At 70.1% G+C, this 19679-nt stretch carries 18 protein-coding genes; 12 read left to right on the forward strand and 6 right to left on the reverse strand.

Annotation, left to right across the window (positions count from 1 at the left end):
* Positions 1-62: 62 nt before the first annotated feature.
* Together ACGFNN_RS27300 and ACGFNN_RS27305 are read right to left on the reverse strand one after the other, a co-directional pair.
* The gene (locus ACGFNN_RS27300) at positions 63-2546 is read right to left on the reverse strand and encodes an SUKH-4 family immunity protein (protein ID WP_393559763.1); all 2484 of its coding nucleotides are present in this window, start codon (positions 2544-2546) and stop codon (positions 63-65) included.
* A gap of 5 nt (positions 2547-2551) precedes the next feature.
* Positions 2552-3529, reverse strand: coding sequence for an SMI1/KNR4 family protein (locus tag ACGFNN_RS27305; RefSeq protein WP_362666842.1), 978 nt, complete (start codon positions 3527-3529; stop codon positions 2552-2554).
* Between the two features lie 238 nt (positions 3530-3767).
* Between ACGFNN_RS27305 and ACGFNN_RS27310 the strand changes: the two genes are divergently transcribed.
* Both ACGFNN_RS27310 and ACGFNN_RS27315 read left to right on the forward strand, forming a co-directional pair.
* Positions 3768-4289: a YwqJ-related putative deaminase gene (locus ACGFNN_RS27310; RefSeq protein WP_393559765.1), complete on the forward strand. Its 522-nt coding sequence runs from the start codon at positions 3768-3770 to the stop codon at positions 4287-4289.
* A 10-nt stretch (positions 4290-4299) separates the two neighbouring features.
* Complete coding sequence (locus ACGFNN_RS27315) at positions 4300-4818, forward strand: SUKH-3 domain-containing protein (RefSeq protein WP_393559767.1); 519 nt, start codon at positions 4300-4302, stop codon at positions 4816-4818.
* Positions 4819-4884: 66 nt separating this feature from the next.
* Here the strand turns inward: ACGFNN_RS27315 and ACGFNN_RS27320 are convergent, their stop codons facing one another.
* On the reverse strand, positions 4885-6201 hold the full coding sequence (locus tag ACGFNN_RS27320; protein ID WP_393559769.1) for a sensor histidine kinase: 1317 nt from the start codon (positions 6199-6201) through the stop codon (positions 4885-4887).
* 154 nt (positions 6202-6355) lie between these two features.
* Here ACGFNN_RS27320 and ACGFNN_RS27325 point away from each other — a divergent pair, with 154 nt between their 5' ends.
* The 6 genes from ACGFNN_RS27325 to ACGFNN_RS27350 all read left to right on the forward strand — a co-directional run bounded on the left by ACGFNN_RS27325 (position 6356) and on the right by ACGFNN_RS27350 (position 12043).
* Positions 6356-7225, forward strand: coding sequence for a hypothetical protein (locus ACGFNN_RS27325; RefSeq protein WP_393559771.1), 870 nt, complete (start codon positions 6356-6358; stop codon positions 7223-7225).
* Positions 7226-7421: 196 nt separating this feature from the next.
* The gene (gene glmU / locus ACGFNN_RS27330; RefSeq protein ID WP_393559773.1) at positions 7422-8870 is read left to right on the forward strand and encodes a bifunctional UDP-N-acetylglucosamine diphosphorylase/glucosamine-1-phosphate N-acetyltransferase GlmU; all 1449 of its coding nucleotides are present in this window, start codon (positions 7422-7424) and stop codon (positions 8868-8870) included.
* 119 nt (positions 8871-8989) lie between these two features.
* Positions 8990-9967 (forward strand): ribose-phosphate diphosphokinase, encoded by a 978-nt coding sequence (locus tag ACGFNN_RS27335; RefSeq protein WP_393559775.1) that lies wholly within the window; start codon positions 8990-8992, stop codon positions 9965-9967.
* Positions 9968-10170: 203 nt separating this feature from the next.
* Complete coding sequence (locus ACGFNN_RS27340) at positions 10171-10758, forward strand: 50S ribosomal protein L25/general stress protein Ctc (RefSeq protein ID WP_393559777.1); 588 nt, start codon at positions 10171-10173, stop codon at positions 10756-10758.
* A gap of 145 nt (positions 10759-10903) precedes the next feature.
* Entirely contained in the window at positions 10904-11497 is a 594-nt protein-coding gene (pth, locus tag ACGFNN_RS27345; protein WP_393559779.1) for an aminoacyl-tRNA hydrolase, read from the forward strand.
* A gap of 75 nt (positions 11498-11572) precedes the next feature.
* On the forward strand, positions 11573-12043 hold the full coding sequence (locus ACGFNN_RS27350; protein WP_393559781.1) for a hypothetical protein: 471 nt from the start codon (positions 11573-11575) through the stop codon (positions 12041-12043).
* Positions 12044-12110: 67 nt separating this feature from the next.
* Here ACGFNN_RS27350 and ppc read toward each other — a convergent pair whose 3' ends face one another.
* On the reverse strand, positions 12111-14840 hold the full coding sequence (gene ppc / locus ACGFNN_RS27355) for a phosphoenolpyruvate carboxylase (protein WP_393559783.1): 2730 nt from the start codon (positions 14838-14840) through the stop codon (positions 12111-12113).
* 327 nt (positions 14841-15167) lie between these two features.
* Here ppc and ACGFNN_RS27360 point away from each other — a divergent pair, with 327 nt between their 5' ends.
* The 3 genes from ACGFNN_RS27360 (at position 15168) to ACGFNN_RS27370 (ending at position 17529) form a co-directional block, all read left to right on the forward strand.
* The gene (locus ACGFNN_RS27360; RefSeq protein WP_393559784.1) at positions 15168-16151 is read left to right on the forward strand and encodes an acyl-CoA desaturase; all 984 of its coding nucleotides are present in this window, start codon (positions 15168-15170) and stop codon (positions 16149-16151) included.
* A complete protein-coding gene (locus ACGFNN_RS27365; protein WP_393559786.1) occupies positions 16148-16834 on the forward strand; it encodes a TetR family transcriptional regulator in 687 nt (228 codons plus the stop codon). The genes ACGFNN_RS27360 and ACGFNN_RS27365 overlap by 4 nt, the downstream gene beginning before the upstream one ends.
* A 92-nt stretch (positions 16835-16926) precedes the next feature.
* A complete protein-coding gene (locus tag ACGFNN_RS27370; RefSeq protein ID WP_393559788.1) occupies positions 16927-17529 on the forward strand; it encodes a Uma2 family endonuclease in 603 nt (200 codons plus the stop codon).
* A 4-nt stretch (positions 17530-17533) separates the two neighbouring features.
* Here ACGFNN_RS27370 and ACGFNN_RS27375 read toward each other — a convergent pair whose 3' ends face one another.
* On the reverse strand, positions 17534-18331 hold the full coding sequence (locus tag ACGFNN_RS27375) for a trans-aconitate 2-methyltransferase (protein WP_393559789.1): 798 nt from the start codon (positions 18329-18331) through the stop codon (positions 17534-17536).
* Positions 18332-18419: 88 nt separating this feature from the next.
* Between ACGFNN_RS27375 and ACGFNN_RS27380 the strand changes: the two genes are divergently transcribed.
* Positions 18420-18917 carry a MarR family transcriptional regulator gene (locus ACGFNN_RS27380; protein ID WP_362540485.1) on the forward strand — a complete coding sequence of 166 codons (498 nt, stop codon included), beginning with the start codon at positions 18420-18422 and terminating at the stop codon, positions 18915-18917.
* On the opposite strand, the gene ACGFNN_RS27385 is transcribed toward ACGFNN_RS27380, so the two are convergent.
* Positions 18876-19670 carry a LuxR C-terminal-related transcriptional regulator gene (locus ACGFNN_RS27385; protein ID WP_393559790.1) on the reverse strand — a complete coding sequence of 265 codons (795 nt, stop codon included), beginning with the start codon at positions 19668-19670 and terminating at the stop codon, positions 18876-18878. The two genes, ACGFNN_RS27380 and ACGFNN_RS27385, sit on opposite strands and share 42 nt — an antisense overlap.
* Positions 19671-19679 lie beyond the last annotated feature (9 nt).

Below are 19679 nucleotides of genomic sequence, written 5' to 3' on the forward strand. Positions count from 1 at the left end.
GCCCGCCCCCACAAAGGGGACGAGCGCCACACCCATGACAGTTCAGAACCGGTCGAACCCGATCACAGCAGTCCGTCCCACATCTGCTCCAGCAGAACCGACCACCAGCTCTCCGGCGACGCCAGCGCCGCCGGATCGACCGCCGCCAACTGCGCCTGGAAGTCGACCGTCCAACGACCCGCCTGCTCCGGATTCAGCCCGTACCGCAGCCGCCACATCCGGCCCAGCAACGCCATCGACCGCACGAACTCGGGCAGCCCCGTGTTCACGAACTGCGGCGCCACCGGCTGACCACCCGGCCCGGCCTCCACCGGCACCGCCACGATGTTCGCCGTCCCGTACTGCACACAGATCGCACGGCCGAAGTCGGACCCCATCACCAGATACGAACCCGCGTCGGACGCGGGCTGGATCTGACGCTGCGCCGCGAGCTCCGCCAGTGTCGGCACCACCGGCTGCCCCGGCTGCGCCCAGAAGAACGGCCCGAAATCGGCGGGCAGCCCCGCCCACACCAGCGTCCGCGCGACCACGTCCGGAACACCCTGACGCGACACCGCACGCTGGTCGAAACGCAGCACACCCGGACCGAACGCCCCGTGCATCTCCTCCGCCAGCACCTCCGGAGGAACCTGCATGGCGGGCGGCACCTGCGGCAGCGGCGCACGCACCGGAGCGGGCCGCGCCGGACCGTCCGCCACCTGGTGGAGCTCACCCTGGTGCGTCAGCAGATGCTGCATGCCCTGCTGACGGCTCGCGTGATCCGTGCCGTAGGGCGCCACACTCGTGATCCGCACCTGCGGCCACGTCTCCCGGATCATCCGCGCGCAGTAACCGCCCGGCAGCTCACACGACTCCAGCTCCGTGTGCAGCTCGATGACCTGCTGCGGCGGCACGTTCATCGCACGCAGCTCGTGCAGCATCTGCCACTCCGGATGCGGCGTACCCGGCGCCGAACGCCGGATCAACTGCTGCTCGCTGCCGTCGGCCGCACGGAAACGCAGCACCGCCTGATACCCGGGACCGACCGTCGGCTGCCCGGCCGGCTGCTGCGGATACCCGTACGCACCGGGCGGGGGCGGCGGGGTGTGCGGCCCCGGCGCCCCGGGAGCCCCGGGAGGCCCCGGCGGCTGCGGCACGGACGGGCCGACCTGCCCCGGACCCGCCAGCATCGTCGCCGCGTGATGGACCCCGCCACCCGGAGGCGGCGTCGAACCGGGCGGAGGCCCGGGAGGACCGGGAGGACCCGGAGGCGGCGTGGAACCGGGAGGCGGCGGCGGAGTCGCACCCGGAGCACCCGGAGCACCAGGCGGACCGGGAGGGCCCGGAGGACGCGGCCCGCTCGTGCCGCCGCCCACGCTCGCGTCGGCGAACATCGTCGCCGCGTGGTGCACCCCGCCACCCGGAGGCGGCGTCGAACCAGGAGGTCCCGGAGGACCAGGAGGTCCCGGAGGGGCCGGCGGCTGCGGCGCACCCGGAGCACCGGGCGGGCCGAGCTGGGACACCATCTGCGTCGGAATGTAGCCACCGGCCGGCCCACCGGACGCCCCCGCACCGGCCGAAGGCGCACCGGCCCCCGCAGGACGCGCGCCCGGCGTACCCGGAGCACCAGGAGGCGGCGGAGTCACGGAACCCGTACCGCGCGCACCACGCGGCGGCACGACCGCCTTGCTCGTCGAGGCGTCGGAGATGTCCGCGGCACCCGGAGGCACGGGAGCGGACGGAGGCACGGAGGCACCCGGAGGCACAGAGGCCGACGGAGACACGGGGGAAGGAGCCGTCACCCCCGGAGGCGGCGGCGCCTGCGGATCCAGCCCCGGACCCACCGCCGTCGGCGGCAGCTGGCTGCCACCCGACATCAGCGCCGTGGGCGCCTCCGCCGAAACCACCGGCGGAGGAGTCCCGTCGTCGTCCGAACCCGAGAGCGGCGGCGCGAACACCGTCGCCGGCAGCGGAACACCGCCACCTTCACCCACCCCGTTCGTATCCGTACCCGCCCAGGGAGTCCCCCCGGCCGGCACCCCGTCGTTCGCCGTCGGCTCGTGATCCGGCTCCCCACCGGCAGCCGGCCACCCGGCACCACCGGCCGGCCCCGGAACAGAAGGAACGGAATCAGAAGGAGAAGAGGACTCCCCGGCATCCGAGGACGACTCCTCCGCCCCCGCGCGCCGGTCCGGAATCCCCAGCTTGTCCGCGGCCTCCTGGAGCCACTCGGGCGGAGTCAGCAGGAACGACGTCTGATTCAGATCGATACGCTGCGGCGGCTCCGGCGCCGCCGGCGCGGACGCCGACGCACCGTAGTCCTCCTCGTAACGCCGTATCACCTCACCCACCGGAAGCCCCGGCCACAACGTGGCCTCACCGCTGTCCCGGGCGATCACCAGCCGCTGACGGCCCCCGTCCGAGACAGGCCCCTCCGCCCGGTCCTCGGCCCACACCACGAAACCCAGCTCGAACTCACGGACCCGGACCTCACGGTGCTGATACGCGGGCACATCACCGTTGATCCACTCGTCAGCACGCTCCTGCGCCTGCGCGAACGTCACCACCGCGCTCACCCCTCCACCGGGACGGCCCGCGCGAAGCCACCGTCCACCATCAGGTTCGCCACCGTCTCCAGCTCCGGCGGATTCCCCGCGAGACGCTGGAGGAACGCATCGAAATCCTCACCGCACGGCAGCAGGAGCCGTTCCACCCGCTCCTGCACACCCCAGCCGTCCTGGTCCCGCGCGTCGTCGTACGCACAGAACCACACCGACCCGGTGTCCGAACCGCGCACCTTCACCGCCAGGATCCCGCCCTGAACGAAAGCCACGCCCAGAAAATCCTTCGTGAAGTGGTCCCGCAGACACTTGTTCACGTACACCAGGTCATTCATCGCCGCCTCCTCACGCACCGTGAAGAACGGCTGGTCCACCAGCAGACCCAGCTCCGCGTCCAGCGCCGCCCCCACCGGAGCCGACCCGCCGGCCGCCTTCAGGAACGACCGGTACGCACCCGGCAGCCGATACCCCAGATCCTCCTCGACACCCAGGATCTGCTGCTCACCCACCGCCACCGAACCCTTCGGCAGGCCGAAGTGCGCGGGCCTCGTCTCCTGCAGCGGCCGCGTCCCCCGGCGGTTCTGATCCACCGGAGTCGTCGCCAGACCACCGTGATGCCGCAGCAGCGCCTTCACCTCGACCGGAACCAGCTCCATACGCCGGCCCCCCGCCACGTGATGCCACGTCCAGCCGTGCGGGGTCGCCACCGCCGGAATCGTGTCCCACAGCTCATGCCCACTCGACGCCAGCGCCGCGTTCGCCGACACGTAGTCCGTCAACCGCAACTCGTCGATCCCGAATCCCGGAGGAGGATCCGCGATCTCCGCAGCCGCACGCGCATACGGCGAAAGCACCGGATAGCCGTCCCCGTCCACGCGCACACCCCTCGGGTGACGCGACGCCCGGACCGGATCCGGGAAGTGAACGACCTGCCCGGCATAGGCCGCGTTCGGTGGCGCGGCTTGCTGCCCGAGCCGACCTGTCGTCATGGCGGTAGCCCCCTGCTGCGTCTGGTGTTCCGCACAGCCTATGCGGTGGCGCAACAACGCCCCCCCGCCCCCGCACCCCACTCACCGAACGTCACCACCGGGTGACTCACACACGACATCCCGCCCACCCGGCCGCGACACGCAGACACGTTTCACCCACCCAGCTTCCCCACCACCCTGCATATTTGGCAGGCTGTCCCCCGCAACTCGGGGGATTGCAGGGAGGGACAACAGCGCCATGCACACAGCACAAACAGTCACACCCGGAGACCCGCGACTGAGTTGGAGCACCACCGAGCCCAACCACACGCCCCACCTCCACCACCGCCGCGACGGCATCCTGCCCGCCGTGGCCGCAGCCCTGTCCGTACGCGGAGAGACACTCACCTGCACCGCGGGCAAAGGAGACCAGCCACCGGTCCTCCACCCACTCGTCCAGGACTTCCTCGACACCCTCACCAGCAACCAGCGCGAACGCTTCACCGGACGCTGCCCCGAGGCCATACTCCTGTCGCGCCAGCTCACCGCCGCCGACGAAAGCCGCTCCAAACGCGCCCAGCGCAAACCCCTCACCAACGGCGAAGCCCGCCGCGCCCTCAAACACGCCCGCCTCACCGCCCGGCGCATCCGCGAGGACGGCGACCCCCTCCACGGCAGCTACGCACCCCCCTGCCGCTCCTGCACCGAGATGCTCGCCCACTTCGGCGTACGCCCCGTCGACCTCACCAACGGTGCGGCGACCACCGCCGAGAAGGGCTGAACCCACCACCATGCGCGACCGGACCGACCTCCCCGCCCAGCAGAACCGCACCACAGCCGCCCGCTTTCCCACCGCCGTCGACACGGCGCTCCGCGACGCCGGATGGCAGCCAGGACGCTGGGACATCCGCCAGGCCGAGGAATGGGCCGACGCCCTGCGCGCCCACACCTCCCCCGGCGGTCACCAGCACGCCGTCTTCCCCGCGGCCGTCGAAGCCTGGGCCGAATTCGGCGGACTACGCATCACCCCGAGCACCCCGGGCCGCCAGATCGCCACCAGCACCCTGCTCATCGACCCGCTCAGCGGGCTCCACCTCGCCCGCACCCTCGGCGACCTCGGACGCGCACTCGAGACCGACATCGCCCCCCTCGGCGAAGAAGCCGACGGACAAGCCGTCCTCGCCATCGACAGCGAAGGCCGCGTCTACTCCATCGACCACACCGGCGACTGGTACCTCGGCTCCGACATCGACCGCGCACTCGAAGCGCTGATGACTGGCGCCCAGCCCGCACGCCTCGTCTCCGGCTGACGCCCGGCACACGCCCAGCCCCCGTCCGACGCCCGGCCCACGGCCCTCCCGGGACCGGGACCGCCCCTACGCGACCCCGGCGTCCGGCAACACCGCCGACACCCGGAAACCCCCCGCGTCCGTCGGACCCGACACGAAGACACCACCGAGCCCCAGCACCCGCTCCCGCATCCCCACCAGCCCGTTGCCACCACTGGGCAGTCCCGCGTCCGCCACCGCGCCGTCCGCCGCACCGTTCTCCACCTGCATCGCCACCTCCGCACCCCGGTACGCCAACCGCACCCGGGTCCGCGCACCCGCCGCGTGCTTGTGCACGTTCGTCAACGCCTCCTGCACCACCCGGTACGCCGTCTGCTCCACCACCGGCGCATACGGCCGCCGCTCCCCCTCCACCGACAGCTCCACCACCATCCCGGCCTCCCGGGACTGCGCCACCAGCGCCTCCACCTCGTCCAGCCGAGGCCCGTCCTCCACCGCCACAGCCGCCGCCGCGGCAGCGGCCCGCCCCACCGCAGCGAGCGGCACCCGCCCGGCCGACGGCACCACCGCCGTCTCCCCGCTCCGCAGCACCCCGAGCATCTCCCGCAGCTCCGTCAGCGCCTGCCGGCCCATGTCCCCCACCAGCGCCGCGTTACGCACCGCCTTCGCCGGATCCTTCGGGGCCACCGCCTGCAACGCCGCCGCGTGCACCACCATCAGGCTCACCCGGTGGGCGACCACGTCGTGCATCTCCCGCGCGATCCGCGTCCGCTCCTCCGTACGCGCCCACTCGGCCCGCTCCTCAGCCCGGTCCGCCAGCAGCGACAGCTCCCGCTCCAGCGAATCCGCACGCTCCCGCAGGCTCTCCATCAGCCTCCGCCGCGCCCCCACGTAGAGGCCGAACAGCACCGGGGGCGCAGTCAGCCCCAGCGACATGAACAACGCCACCAACGGGACGTACCAGACACCGGGCCCGAAGTCCGCGTGCGCGTCCACGCTCTGCCGCAACCGCACGTACGACACGACCAGCGTGCCGACCAGCGTCATCCCCGTCAGCACGACCGTGATCCGCCGCGGCACCTCGGACGCCGCCAGCGTGTACAGACCCACGATCCCCATCAGGAAGCCCATCTCGGCCGGAGTCGTCGCGATCGACACCAGCACCACCGCGATCGGCCACCGCCTGCGCAGCACCAGAACCGACCCGGCCAGCAGCCCGAACAGCACCCCGAGCGGCACCGGCAACCCGGTGTCCCCGGCGAACTCCACCCCCTCCAGCGCACACTCCAGCGCCGAGACCAGCGCCAGCCCCACATCCAGGGCGACACCACGCCGCCGCTCCCACCACCAGTAGCCGCGGGTGGTCGTTCCCGCCGCCTCCTGGTCTGCCCCCGTTGCGGTCATGGCATCCAGCGTACGGGCGGGCGCATCTCTTTTTCCGGAGACTCCATCAGCACGGAAAACAGCTGATCAAGGTGTAAACGCGGGTAATCGCACGATCCGGCGAATCAGACGCCCTTTCGACCCGGACGTCCGCATTCCGGACGAAGGTGGCCTCATGACACATGCCAGCGGCAAGTACGCGGACTTCGAGGGGCTGCGCGAGAAGGCGATCGCGCTGCGGCGGGAGGGGCTCAGCGTCCGGCAGATCAGGGATCGGCTGAAGGTCTCCAACAACGACATCCTGAACCGCCTGCTCCAGGGCGAGCCCGCCCCGGAGTGGACGAAGCGCCCCCGGGCCAAGGGCGACCTGCGCGAGAGGGCCCGGGAGCTGCGGCTCCAGGGGATGACCTACGACCGGATCCAGATGGAGCTTGGGTGCTCGAAGAGCTCGATCTCGCTGTGGGTGCGGGATCTGCCGAAGCCGGAACGCAAGCGGACGAGCGAAGATGCCTCCGCCATCGCACGGCGCGGCTGGGAGGCCACCCTCAAGCGACGCGAGGCGGAGCGCCAGGAGACGAAGCGGGCCGCGGCCGCCGAGTTCGAGACGATGACCGATCGGGAGCTGTTCGCGGTCGGGGTGGCGCTCTACTGGGCGGAAGGCTCCAAGAGCAAGCCCCACCGGCCACAGGAGAGGGTCACGTTCATCAACAGCGACCCGGACATGATCTCGATGTACCTCGCATGGCTGCGCCTCCTCGGCGTGCCATCGGAACACCTTCGCTTCCACGTCCACATCCACGAGACCGCCGACGCCACGGCCGCGGAGCGCTACTGGGCCGATCTCACGGGCGCCGCACCCTCGGCATTCGGCAAGACCACGCTCAAGAAGCACTCCCCGAAGACGAACCGGAAGAACACCGGAGAGGGTTACCGGGGTTGCCTCGTGGTCCGAGTCCTGAAAAGCGCGGACCTGTACCGTCGCATCGAGGGCTGGTGGTACGGCATAGTGTTGGGTGCCGCCCCGGCAGATCGGCGTAGTGTCTGATTTAGCCGGTATGATCCCCCATGGTGTAATCAGGCAGCACTGCAAGTTTTGGTCTTGTATGTCCAGGTTCAAATCCTGGTGGGGGAGCCGCAGCCCACGGGCCCCGACCCAACCGGTCGGGGCCCGTACTCGTTTCGGGCCTAAACGCCCCCGGTATCCTGCGGGTGTCCACCACCCGAAGCCGAAGGGCACATCCGTGAGCGTCCACCACCCGGCCGCCGTCATCGTCCTCGCAGCGGGTGAGGGCACCCGCATGAAGTCGAAGACGCCCAAGGTCCTGCACGAGATCTCCGGGCGCTCGCTCGTCGGACATGTCGTCGCCGCCTCCCACGAGCTCTCCCCCCAGCACCTCGTCGTGGTCGTCGGCCACGCGGGCGAGCAGGTCACCGCGCACCTCTCCGCCGGCGACGTCCCCGTACGCACCGCCTTCCAGGCCGAGCAGAACGGCACCGGCCACGCGGTCCGGATGGCTCTGGAGGAGCTGGGCGGCACGGTGGACGGCACGGTGATCGTCGTCTGCGGCGACACCCCGCTGCTCTCCGGCGAGACCCTCTCCGCGCTGGCCGCCACCCACGGCGCCGACGCGAACGCCGTGACGGTGCTCAGCGCCGAGGTGCCGGACTCCACCGGCTACGGCCGGATCGTCCGGGACGCGGCCACCGGGGCGGTCACCGAGATCGTCGAGCACAAGGACGCCACCGAGTCCCAGCGCGCCATCCGGGAGATCAACTCCGGGGTCTTCGCGTTCGACGGCCGGCTGCTGGGCGAGGCCCTCGGCAAGGTGCGCACGGACAACAGCCAGGGCGAGGAGTACCTCACCGACGTGCTGTCCATCCTGCGCGAGGACGGCCACCGGGTGGGCGCCTGCGTGGCGCCCGACCACCGGGAGATCCTCGGCATCAACAACCGGCTCCAGCTCTCCGAGGCCCGCCGGCTGCTGAACGAGCGGCTCCTGGAGCGGGCGATGCTGGCGGGCGTGACGGTCGTGGACCCGGCGTCGACGCTGATCGACGCGACGGTGACGTACGAGCGTGACGCGGTCGTGCACCCCGGGACGCAGCTGCTGGGCGCGACCCACCTGGCGGAGGACGCCGAGGTCGGTCCGAACTCGCGGCTGAAGGACACGGTGGTGCACGCGGGCGCGCGGGTGGACAACACGGTGTCGGACGGTGCCGAGGTCGGCCCGGGCGCGACGGTGGGGCCTTTCGCCTATCTGCGGCCGGGTACGCGGCTGGGGGCGAAGGCCAAGGCGGGTACGTACGTCGAGATGAAGAACGCAACGATCGGTGAGGGCACGAAGGTGCCGCACCTGAGCTATGTCGGGGACGCGACGATCGGTGACCACACCAACATCGGCGCCGCGAGCGTGTTCGTGAACTACGACGGGGTGGCCAAGCACCACACGACGATCGGGTCACACTGCCGGACCGGATCGGACAATATGTTTGTGGCGCCCGTCACGGTCGGGGACGGTGTCTACACCGCCGCGGGCTCGGTCATCACCAAGGACGTACCGGCCGGTTCGCTGGCCGTGGCCCGGGGCCAGCAGCGGAATATCGAGGGTTGGGTCGCCCGGAAGCGTCCCGGAAGCGCGGCCGCTCAGGCCGCTCAGGCGGCCGCGTCGGAGTCCGACGGCGAAAGCTGACCGGAAACAGGTGCGCCGCAGTCGGCGTACCGTGATAGATGCTCACCCATTTCGGCTGGCTCGTCGCACATCGGGACACATGCGCGCGGTGCCAGATACACGTCTGAGGAGACTGTGCTGTGACCGGGATCAAGACGACCGGCGAGAAGAAACTGATGCTCTTCTCCGGCCGCGCCCACCCCGAGCTGGCCGAGGAGGTCGCGCATCAACTGGGTGTCGGTCTCGTGCCGACGAAGGCCTTCGATTTCGCCAACGGTGAGATCTACGTCCGTTTCCAGGAGTCCGCTCGTGGCGCGGACTGCTTCCTGATCCAGAGCCACACGGCTCCGATCAACAAGTGGATCATGGAGCAGCTGATCATGCTGGACGCGCTGAAGCGTGCGTCCGCGCGGTCGGTGACGGTGATCGTGCCGTTCTACGGGTATGCCCGTCAGGACAAGAAGCACCGTGGCCGTGAGCCGATCTCGGCACGTCTGGTCGCGGACCTGATGAAGACGGCGGGTGCGGACCGTGTTCTCACGGTGGATCTGCACACCGACCAGATCCAGGGCTTCTTCGACGGTCCGGTGGACCACCTGTTCGCGCTGCCGATCCTGGCGGACTACGTGGGTGCGAAGGTGGACCGTTCGAAGCTGACGATCGTGTCGCCGGACGCCGGTCGTGTGCGGGTCGCCGACCGCTGGTGCGACCGTCTGGACGCGCCGCTGGCGATCGTCCACAAGCGTCGTGACAAGGACGTCCCGAACCAGGTCAGCGTGCACGAGGTCGTGGGTAACGTCGAGGGCCGGGTGTGTGTCCTGGTCGACGACATGATCGACACGGGTGGCACGATCTGTGCCGCCGCCGACGCCCTGTTCGCGCACGGCGCGGAGGACGTCATAGTGACGGCCACGCACGGGGTGCTCTCGGGTCCGGCGGCCGACCGTCTGAAGAACTCGAAGGTGAGCGAGTTCGTCTTCACGGACACGCTGCCGACGCCGGGCGAGCTGGAGATCGACAAGATCACGGTGCTGTCGATCGCGCCGACGATCGCGCGTGCGGTGCGTGAGGTGTTCGAGGACGGTTCGGTGACGAGCCTCTTCGAGGAGCAGGAGTAGTCACGCCCGCGGGCGCTGCCCGCGGGTGATCGACTTTGGGAGCGGCCTCTCCGCCGGGTAGACTCAGTGAGTTGCTCGGCGAGGGAGGCCGTTCCCGTGCGTGGTCATGGGAATCGGTGGTCCGTTATCGACGCGCTCTTCGTAGCAGGCCTGTCGTGGGCCGGGTGACCATCGTCTTTCGTCACCTTTACGAGGAGTGCAGCATGGCTGAGATCAAGCTCGACGCAACGGCCCGTACGGAGTTCGGCAAGGGCGCTGCCCGTCGTACCCGTCGCGCCAACCTGGTTCCCGGTGTGGTCTACGGCCACGGTGCCGAGCCGGTCCACATCAACCTTCCGGGTCACGACCTGCTGCTGGCGCTGCGTACGCCGAACGTCCTGATCGGTCTGGAGATCGACGGCAAGGACGCCCTGGTGATCCCGAAGGCCGTGCAGCGCAACCCGCTCAAGGGCGACATCGAGCACGTCGACCTGCTGACCGTGAAGCGCGGCGAGAAGGTCAACGTCGAGATCGCGGTGCACGCCGAGGGTGACCTGGCGCCGGGCGCCAACCTGCTCGAGTACGTGCAGAACACGCTGCTGGTCGAGGCCGAGGCCACGCACATCCCCGAGTCGGTCACGGTTTCCGTGGCGGGCCTGGACGCCGGTGACTCGATCGTCGCCAAGGACATCGAGCTGCCCAAGGGTGCTGTGCTGGCGGGCGACGAGAACGCCATCGTGCTCCAGGTCGTCGCGGCGCAGGCCGAGGAGGCTCCGGCCGACGACGCCGAGGCCGAGGGCGCCGAGGCCTGAGCCTCGCCCCACCTGCTTGACTGACGGGGTGGTGGTTCCCTTCCGGGGGTTCCACCACCCCGTTTTCCTGTTCTGTCGTCGGCTGTGTGTGCCGGCGTGTTGACCGACGATCCGTGCGTACGCACTGCGAGGAGACCGAGCTCTGATGTCCGACGCCACCGACCCCTGGCTGATCGTGGGCCTCGGTAATCCCGGCCCCGAGTACGCGGCGAACCGGCACAACGTGGGTTTCATGGTCGCCGATCTGCTGGCGGAGCGGATCGGGGGGAAGTTCAAGCGGGCGCAGAAGGCGCAGGCGCAGGTGGTGGAGGGGCGGATCGGTCCGCCCGGTCCGCTGAGTCGTCGTGTGGTGCTGGCGAAGCCGATGTCGTACATGAATCTGTCGGGGGGGCCTGTGTCGGCTCTGCGGGACTTCTACAAGGTGCCGACAGATCATGTGGTGGCGGTGCATGACGAGTTGGACGTCGATTTCGGTGTGCTGCGGCTGAAGCTCGGTGGTGGTGACAACGGGCACAACGGGCTGAAGTCGATGACGAAGGCGATGGGGGCGGATTACCACCGGGTGCGGTTCGGTATCGGCCGGCCTCCGGGTCGTATGCAGGTGGCGGATTTCGTGCTGAAGGATTTCTCGTCGGCGGAGCGCAAGGAGCTGGCGTTCCTGGTGGACCGGTCGGCGGATGCGGTGGAGTGTCTGCTGGCGGAGGGGCTGGAGCGGGCTCAGTCGGCGTACAACTCCTGACATTCCTGCTGCTTCTCAGTCGTTTTTCGGCCACAGGTTGACCGGTGGCAGTGCTCTGCCCAAGGATCGGCCCCCATGAAGCGGAGTTCCTCCCGGCGGCTGGTGGCCCATGGCCGTACGTTCGCCGCGGGCTGTGTCGTGGTGTTGCTGCTGGTCGCGGGGGTGTGGTCGTCGTGGGAGACGGCTCACCACATAGTCCTGGCCAAGGGGCGGGAGCACGGCTCGATGGTGGTGACGTCGTGCGGTGAGGACACCTGCACGGGGTCCTTCTCGCCGGACGCGGATGCGGCCGACCGTTCCTCGGTGACGGTGGAGCGGTCGGTGGCGGCGAGGAAGGGGGATCGTTTCCCCGTCGTGGTGAAGCCCGGGTCCGGGGATGTGGTGCGTACCGGGACTCCGGGCTTTCTGCATGCGTGGGTGCCGCTGGGCGGTGCGTTGGTGCTGGCCGCGCTGGTGATCGGCGGCGGTATGCGGATGACGCGGACGGCGTGGGGCACGGGGGTCGCGGGTGCGGTCCTGCTGACGGCGACGTTCGTCGCCCTCTGACAGGGCCGCACCCGCGCGGCGTTCCCGTGCGGGGTGGGCCGGTGTTCGGGTCAGCCGGTGTTGCCGGTCAGCCGGTGTTGCGGAGACCCGCGGCGACGCCGTTGACGGTCAGCAGCAGGGCGCGGGCGAGCAGCGGGTCGGGCTCCTCCCCGGCGGCCGCGGCCTGGCGCTGGCGGGCGAGCAGGGATACCTGGAGGTAGGAGATCGGGTCCAGGTAGGCGTCGCGGATGGAGAAGGTCTGCTGGAGCACCGGGTTGGTGTCGAGCAGCTTCTCGCCGCCGGTGATGCGCAGGACTTCCTGCACGGTGAGGGCGTGCTCGGCCTCGATGAGGTCGAAGACGTGCTTCAGTTCGTCGGGGACGAGGGTGTCGACGTAGTGCCGGGCGATGCGCAGGTCGGTCTTGGCGAGCGTCATCTCCACGTTGGAGAGGAAGTTGCGGAAGAAGTGCCACTGCTCGTGCATCTCGTCGAGGACGGTGTCGAGGCCGGCTTCGCGCAGTGCCTTGAGGCCGGAGCCGACGCCGAACCAGCCGGGGACGATCTGCCGGGACTGGGTCCAGCCGAAGACCCACGGGATGGCGCGGAGGCCGTCGAGCGAGACGCCGGAGCCGGGGCGGCGGGAGGGCCGTGAGCCCAGGTGCAGGTCGGCGAGCTGGTCCACCGGGGTGGAGGCGAGGAAGTACGCCGGCAGGTCGGGGTCTTCGACGAGCTTGCGGTAGGCGCCGTGGGCGGCGTCGGAGACGGTGTCCATGGCCGCGTCCCAGCGGGCGAGGGCCTCGTCGGACTGGCGGGGTGCGGTGTGCAGTGCGGAGGCCTGGAGGGTGGCCGCGACGGTCAGTTCCAGGTTCTCGCGTGCGAGCGCGGGGATGAGGTACTTGTCGGAGATGACCTCGCCCTGCTCGGTGACCTTGATCTCGCCCTCGAGGGTGCCCCAGGGCTGGGCGAGGATCGCGTCGTGGGAGGGGCCGCCGCCGCGGCCGACGGTGCCGCCGCGGCCGTGGAAGAGGCGCAGGCGTACGCCGTAGCGGTGGGCGACGTCGCGGAGGCGTCGCTGGGCGCGGTGGATCTCCCACTGGGAGGTGGTGATGCCGCCGAACTTGCTGGAGTCGGAGTAGCCGAGCATGACCTCCTGGACGTCGCCGCGGAGTGATACGAGGCGGCGGTAGGAGGGGTCGGCGAGCATCTCGTCGAGGATGACGTCGGCGGCGCGGAGTTCCTCGGTGGTCTCCAGGAGCGGGACGATGCCGATCTTGGCCCATCCGCCGTGGAGGTCGAGGAGTCCGGCTTCGCGGGCGAGGACCGCGGCGGCGAAGACGTCGTCGGCGCCCTGGCACATGGAGATGATGTAGGACTCGATGACTTCGGGGCCGAAGCGTTCGAAGGCCTGCTTGATGGTGTGGAAGACGCCGAGGGTCTTCTCGCCGGCGGCGTCGAGCGGTGCCGGGGTGGGGGCCAGGGGGCGACGGGAGCGGAGTTCCTTGGCGAGGAGCTTCTGCCGGTAGTCGCGGGGCATGTCGGCGTAGCGCCAGGATTCTTCACCGAGGCGGTCGAAGAGCTGGCCGAGGGTGTGGTGGTGGGCGTCGGCGTGTTCGCGGACGTCCATGGTCGCGAGCTGGAGGCCGAAGGCCGAGAGCGTGCGGATGGTGCGGTCCATGCGGCCGTCGGCGAAGAGGCCGCCGCGGTGTTCGCGCAGGGAGGTCTGGATGAGTGCCAGGTCGGCGATGAGCTCGGTGGTGCCGAGGTAGTCGCAGCCGGGGCGGTGGGGGGTGCCCTTGGCGAGGCGCTCTCGGGTGTTGACGAGCTTCTGCCGGATGCAGGTGGCCTTGAGCCGGTAGGGCTCCTCGGCGTTCAGCCGCTTGTAGCGGGGGCTGATCTCGGGGAGGAGTTCCAGGTCGGTCTGGAGGGAGGTGAGGAGCTCGTCGGTGGCTCCGGCGTAGCGGATGGAGTTGGAGAGCAGTCCGCGCAGGTAGTCGACGAGTTCGAGGGCGTCGGTGATGCCGTGCTCGTGCTGGAGGATGAGCACGTCCCAGGTGACGGCGGGCGTCACGTTGGGGTTGCCGTCACGGTCGCCGCCGATCCAGGTGCCGAAGGTGAGGGGGCGGGTTCCGGCGGGGAGTTCGACGCCGACGCGTTCGAGTTCCGCGGCGAGGTCCTCGAGGACGTCGCCGACGGCGTTGGCGTGGAGTTCGTCGAGGTAGTAGATGGCGTTGCGGGCTTCGTCGGCGGGCTCGGGCCGTACGACGCGGAGCTCGTCGGTCTGCCAGATCAGGTCGATGTTCTCGGCGAGCCGGAGGTCGTGGCGGCGGCGGTCGGCCTCGATGACGGGGGTGTCCAGCAGCTCGGCGATGCGGCGGAGCTTGTTGAGGACGGAGCGGCGGGCGGCTTCGGTGGGGTGTGCGGTGAAGACGGGCCGGACGTTGAGGTTCTTGACCGTCTCGCGCAGGTGCTCGGGGTCGGCGTCCTTGAGGCGGTCGGCGGTGCGGGCCAGGAGGCCGCCTTCCGCGGACCGGCGGTCGCGCATCTCGTGGGCGCGGTGGACCTGCTCGGTGACGTTGGCGAGGTGGAAGTAGGTGGAGAAGGCGCGCACGAGCTGTGCGGCGGTCTCCAGGTCGGTGTCGCCGAGGAGCTGGGCTGCTGCCTCGCCGTCCTCGCGGGTGAGGGCGCGTACTCGCTCGACGAGGTCGAGGAGGTCCTGTCCCTCCTGGCGTACGAGGGTCTCGCCCAGCAGGTCGCCGAGGCGGCGGATGTCGGCCCGCAGTTCGTGGTTTCCGGCGGGGTTCTGGTCGGCACTGCTCACAGTGTGCGGCTCCTTGCAGTGGTTGAGCACGTCTGTCAGGGGGGCCGGGGCGCTCGCGGTGCTGACGGGTCACCCCGGATATGCAGAGTGCGGACCGCGCTGTCCGACGCCCCCAGGATAGGTGTCGCGGTGGCGGGCGTGCTCGCTGCCCTGCGGGGGTGGGGCCGATCCGGGGTAGAGGAGTGGGTGGAGGCCGGGTCGCACAGGGGTGCCCTGGCGGTGTTCTCGTGTCGCGGGCCTCCTCGCTGCCATACTTACGTTGCCGTAGGTTACGGCACCGTAGCCCACGCATTCCGTCATATTTCCTCACCTCACGGGGGACTCCCCATGCCCACCAGCCCTGATGTGATCGACGACGGCCTGCCGCCGGCAGGCGGCTCGGCGCTTCCCTCCGGCACGCTCGGCGGCGACAAGAAGCGTTCGGTGGAGCAGGTCGCGCTGCTGCTGTTCATCGTGGTGCCGTTCGCGGCCCTGGTCGCGGCGGTGCCGCTGGCCTGGGGGCGCGGTGTGAGCTGGCTCGACCTGGCTCTTCTGGTGGTCATGTACTACTGGGGCTGCCACGGTGTGACGATCGGTTTCCACCGGTACTTCACGCACGGTTCCTTCAAGGCGAAGCGTCCGTTGCGCATCGTGCTGGCGGTGGCGGGTTCGATGGCGGTGGAGGGTCCCCTGGTGCGCTGGGTGGCGGATCACCGCAAGCACCACCGGTTCTCGGACGCTGAGGGTGATCCGCATTCGCCGTGGCGGTTCGGTGAGAGCGTGCCGGCTCTGATGAAGGGCCTGTGGTGGGCGCACATCGGGTGGATGTTCAACGAGGAGCAGACTCCGCAGCAGAAGTACGCGCCCGATCTGGTGCGGGATCCGGCGATGCGTGCGATCTCTCGTCACTTCCTGAGCTTCACGATCCTGTCGCTGGCGATTCCCCCGCTGGTGGGAGGGCTGGTGACGTGGTCGTGGTGGGGTGCGTTCACGGGGTTCTTCTGGGGGTCGCTGGTGCGGGTGGCCCTGCTGCACCACGTGACGTGGTCGATCAACTCGATCTGTCACGCGGTCGGGAAGCGGCCGTTCAAGTCGCGTGACCGCTCGGGCAACGTGTGGTGGCTGGCGGTTCTCTCGTGCGGTGAGTCGTGGCACAACCTGCACCACGCGGATCCGACGAGTGCGCGGCACGGTGTGATGCGGGGCCAGATCGATTCGAGTGCCCGGCTGATCCGGTGGTTCGAGAAGTTCGGCTGGGCGCATGACGTGCGGTGGCCGGACGAGTCGCGTATCGCCTCCCGGCGCAAGTCCGTGGCCGCCGACGCGGCATGATTGACGACGTGGCGACCGACGGAAGCACCAGCGGTGACAAGAGCATGCCCACCCCGACGCGAAGGGCCCGGCGGGTCCGGATGACGGGCAAGGAGCGGCGTGAGCAGCTCCTCGACATCGGGCGCACCCTGTTCGCCGACAAGGGTTTCGAGGGGACGTCGGTGGAGGAGATCGCGGCGCGTGCCGGGGTCTCCAAGCCGGTGGTCTACGAGCACTTCGGTGGCAAGGAGGGGCTGTACGCCGTCGTGGTCGACCGGGAGATGCGGCAGTTGCTGGACCTGGTGACGGGGGCGCTGACGGCGGGGCATCCGAGGGAGTTGCTGGAGCAGGCGGCGTTCGCGCTGCTGGACTACATCGAGACGTACACGGACGGTTTCCGGATCCTGGTGCGTGATTCCCCGGTGGCGCAGTCCACGGGCACGTTCGCGTCGTTGATCAGTGACATCGCGACGCAGGTCGAGGACATTCTGGGTCTGGAGTTCAAGGCCCGGGGCTTCGACGCGAAGCTGGCCCCGCTGTACGCGCAGGCGCTGGTGGGGATGGTGGCGCTGACGGGGCAGTGGTGGCTGGACGTGCGGAAGCCGAAGAAGGCGGAGGTGGCCGCGCATCTGGTGAATCTGGCGTGGCACGGGCTGGAGAACCTGGAGTCGAAGCCGCGGCTGATAGGGCACCGGAAGAGCTGAGGCCCGGCGCCGTCACCCGTTGTGATGACGCTTGTCGTTTCCCGGCCGTAGTGTGGTGGGCAGGGCACAGGATCCCGTCCATGGGAGGAACCATGACCGCCGAGCCGACCACCGGGCACAGCAGCCGCTGGCCGGTGCCCCCGCAGGACGGATACACCGTGGACGACCTGTTCACGCTGCCCGATCTCCCGCCGCACACGGAATTGCTTGACGGGAGCCTGGTTTTCGTGAGTCCGCAGCGCCTCTTCCACAGCCTCATGATCGACCTGCTGACTTACGGGCTGCGCGGCAGCGCTCCTCGTGAGCTGAAGGTCATGCGGGAAATGACCGTGGTCCTCGACCGGCGCAACGCCCCGGAGCCGGACCTCTGCGTCGTCCGGGCGGAGTCGGTCACGAGCCGGGAGCAGACCCGTTTCGAGGCGGGGGACGTGCTTCTCGCCGTCGAGGTGGTCTCCCCTGACTCGGAGGCACGGGACCGTGACACCAAGCCGCAGAAGTACGCGGCGGCCGGCATTCCGAATTTCTGGCTGGTCGAGATGGCCGGCAGCGACAAGCACCCGGTCGTACGGGTCTACGAGCTGGACCCGGTGAACAAGGCGTACGCCCTGACCGGCATTCATCACGACCGGCTCAAGACCGGCGTGCCCTTCCCCGTCGACGTCGACATCTCGCTGGAGGCCCTGGACCGGCTCTGAGCGGTCATCCGGCCATGCGGGCCACCGCGAAGATCCGGCGGAACGGGAAGACCGTGCCGTGCGGGCCGGGCGGGTAGGCGGCGCGCAGCAGGTCGCGGTACTCGGTGAGGAATGCCTCGCGGGCCGGGGGGTCGTCGTCGAGGGCGGTGATCAGAGGGCGGAGGCCGGTTCCCTTGACCCAGTCGAGGACGGGGTCCTCCCCCTTCAGCAGGTGCAGGTAGCTGGTCTCCCAGACGTCGACGGTCCGTCCGGGGGCGACGAGGTGTGCCAGGTAGTCGCCGGGGGTGTGGACGGCGTCGCTGTGGCGCAGGAGTCCGCCCAGGCGGCCGGCCCAGCGGGGTGATCCGGCGAGTTCGCGCATGAGGGTGTGGCTGGGTGCGTCGAAGTTGCCGGGGACCTGGAAGGCGAGGGTGCCGCCGGGGGTGAGTGCGTCCAGCCATCGGGGGAGGAGGGCGATGTGGCCGGGGACCCACTGGAGCAGGGCGTTGGAGACGATGAGGTCGTAGGTCTCGGCGGGCTGCCAGGTGGCTGCGTCGGCCTCGGCGAAGTCGAGGTGGGGCCGGGTGTGGGTCCGGGCCTTCTCCAGCATCTGTGGTGAGTTGTCGTAGCCGGTGATGTGTGCGGCGGGCCAGCGGTCGGCGAGGAGGGTGGTGACGTTGCCGGCGCCGCAGCCGAGGTCGGCGATCCGGGGTTCCGGTTCGTTCGGGAGGGGGGTGATCCGTGCCAGGAGGTCGTGGAAGGGGCGGGTGCGGTGGTCGGCGTGGCGCAGGTATTGGCGGGGGTCCCAGACGGGTGCTGTCATGGGTCCAGGATCGATCCGAGTTTATCTTGATGTCAAGACACTTGAATTCAAGAGACTTCATGTCGAGGCACCCTCTACACTGATCGTCATGGAGGACGAGGTCGACCGACTGGTCGCTGCATGGCGCCGCGAGCGCCCCGACCTCGACGTGGAACCACTCGAGGTCCTGAGCCGCGTCTCCCGGCTGGCCCGGCACCTGGACCGCGCCCGGAGGATCGCCTTCGCGGAGCACGAGCTGGAGCCCTGGGAGTTCGACGTCCTCACCTCGCTGCGGCGCGCGGGCGCGCCGTACCAGCTCTCCCCCGGTCAGCTCCTCACCCAGACGCTGGTCACCTCGGGCACGATGACCAATCGCATCGACCGGCTGACCAAGAAGAACCTGGTGGAGCGACTGCCCGATCCGAGCGACCGGCGCGGTGTCCTCGTACGGCTGACCGAACTGGGCCGCGACAAGGCGGACCAGTCGCTGGCCGGCCTGCTCGACCAGGAGCGGGCCATCCTCGGCGAGCTGTCGCGTCAGCAGCGGCTCGAACTGGCCGGTCTGCTACGCGAGTTGACCGCCCCGTTCGACAACATCCCCGGCTAGCGGGGCAGGCCCCACTCCGGCCCGGCGGGCCAGGGCCACCGCGGCGAGCGTCGAGTGGACCCCCAGCTTGCCCAGCACGTTCTGCATATGGGTGCGCACGGTGTGCGGGGACAGGAAGAGCCTCTCCGCCACGGCCTTGCGGCCCAGCCCGGCCACCATGCAGCGCAGCACCTCACGCTCGCGGGGTGTCAACGACTCCACGAGCTCCTCGCTCTCGGTGCGGTGCTTGCGCGCCGCCGTGAGTTCCCGCAGCACACCCGTCAGGAGCGCGGCCGGCAGATGCGTCTCGTCACGCAGTACGCCCCGGATCACCGCCAGCAGGCGTTGCAGGGAGCACTCCTTGGCAACCCAGCCCGAGGCGCCGGCCTGCAGGGCGGCGGCCGCCCGGCGCGGGTCGTCCCTCTCGGCGAGCACCACCGTGCGGATGTGCGGCTGCCCCGAACGCACACCTGCCACCAGTGAGATGCCGTCGACGGGCCCTCCGCCGCCCTCCGCGGCCGGTACGCCGCGCGGGGCGGGCACGGATCCCGCACCGCCTGTGGGCAGGATGCCCAGGTCGGCGTCGACGAGCATCACGTCGTACCGGCGCCCCTCCGACGCCGCGCGCTCCATGCAGCGCAGTGCGGCCGGGCCGCTGCCCGCCGCGGACACTTCGACGTCCGGTTCGGCGGCGAGGGCCGCCGCGAGGGACTCGGCAAAGATGCGGTGGTCGTCGACCACCAGAACCCGGATACGCGCCACAGACACCCCCATGCTGTGTGA

Source organism: Streptomyces sp. NPDC048590 (assembly GCF_043199535.1).
GTDB lineage: Bacteria > Actinomycetota > Actinomycetes > Streptomycetales > Streptomycetaceae > Streptomyces.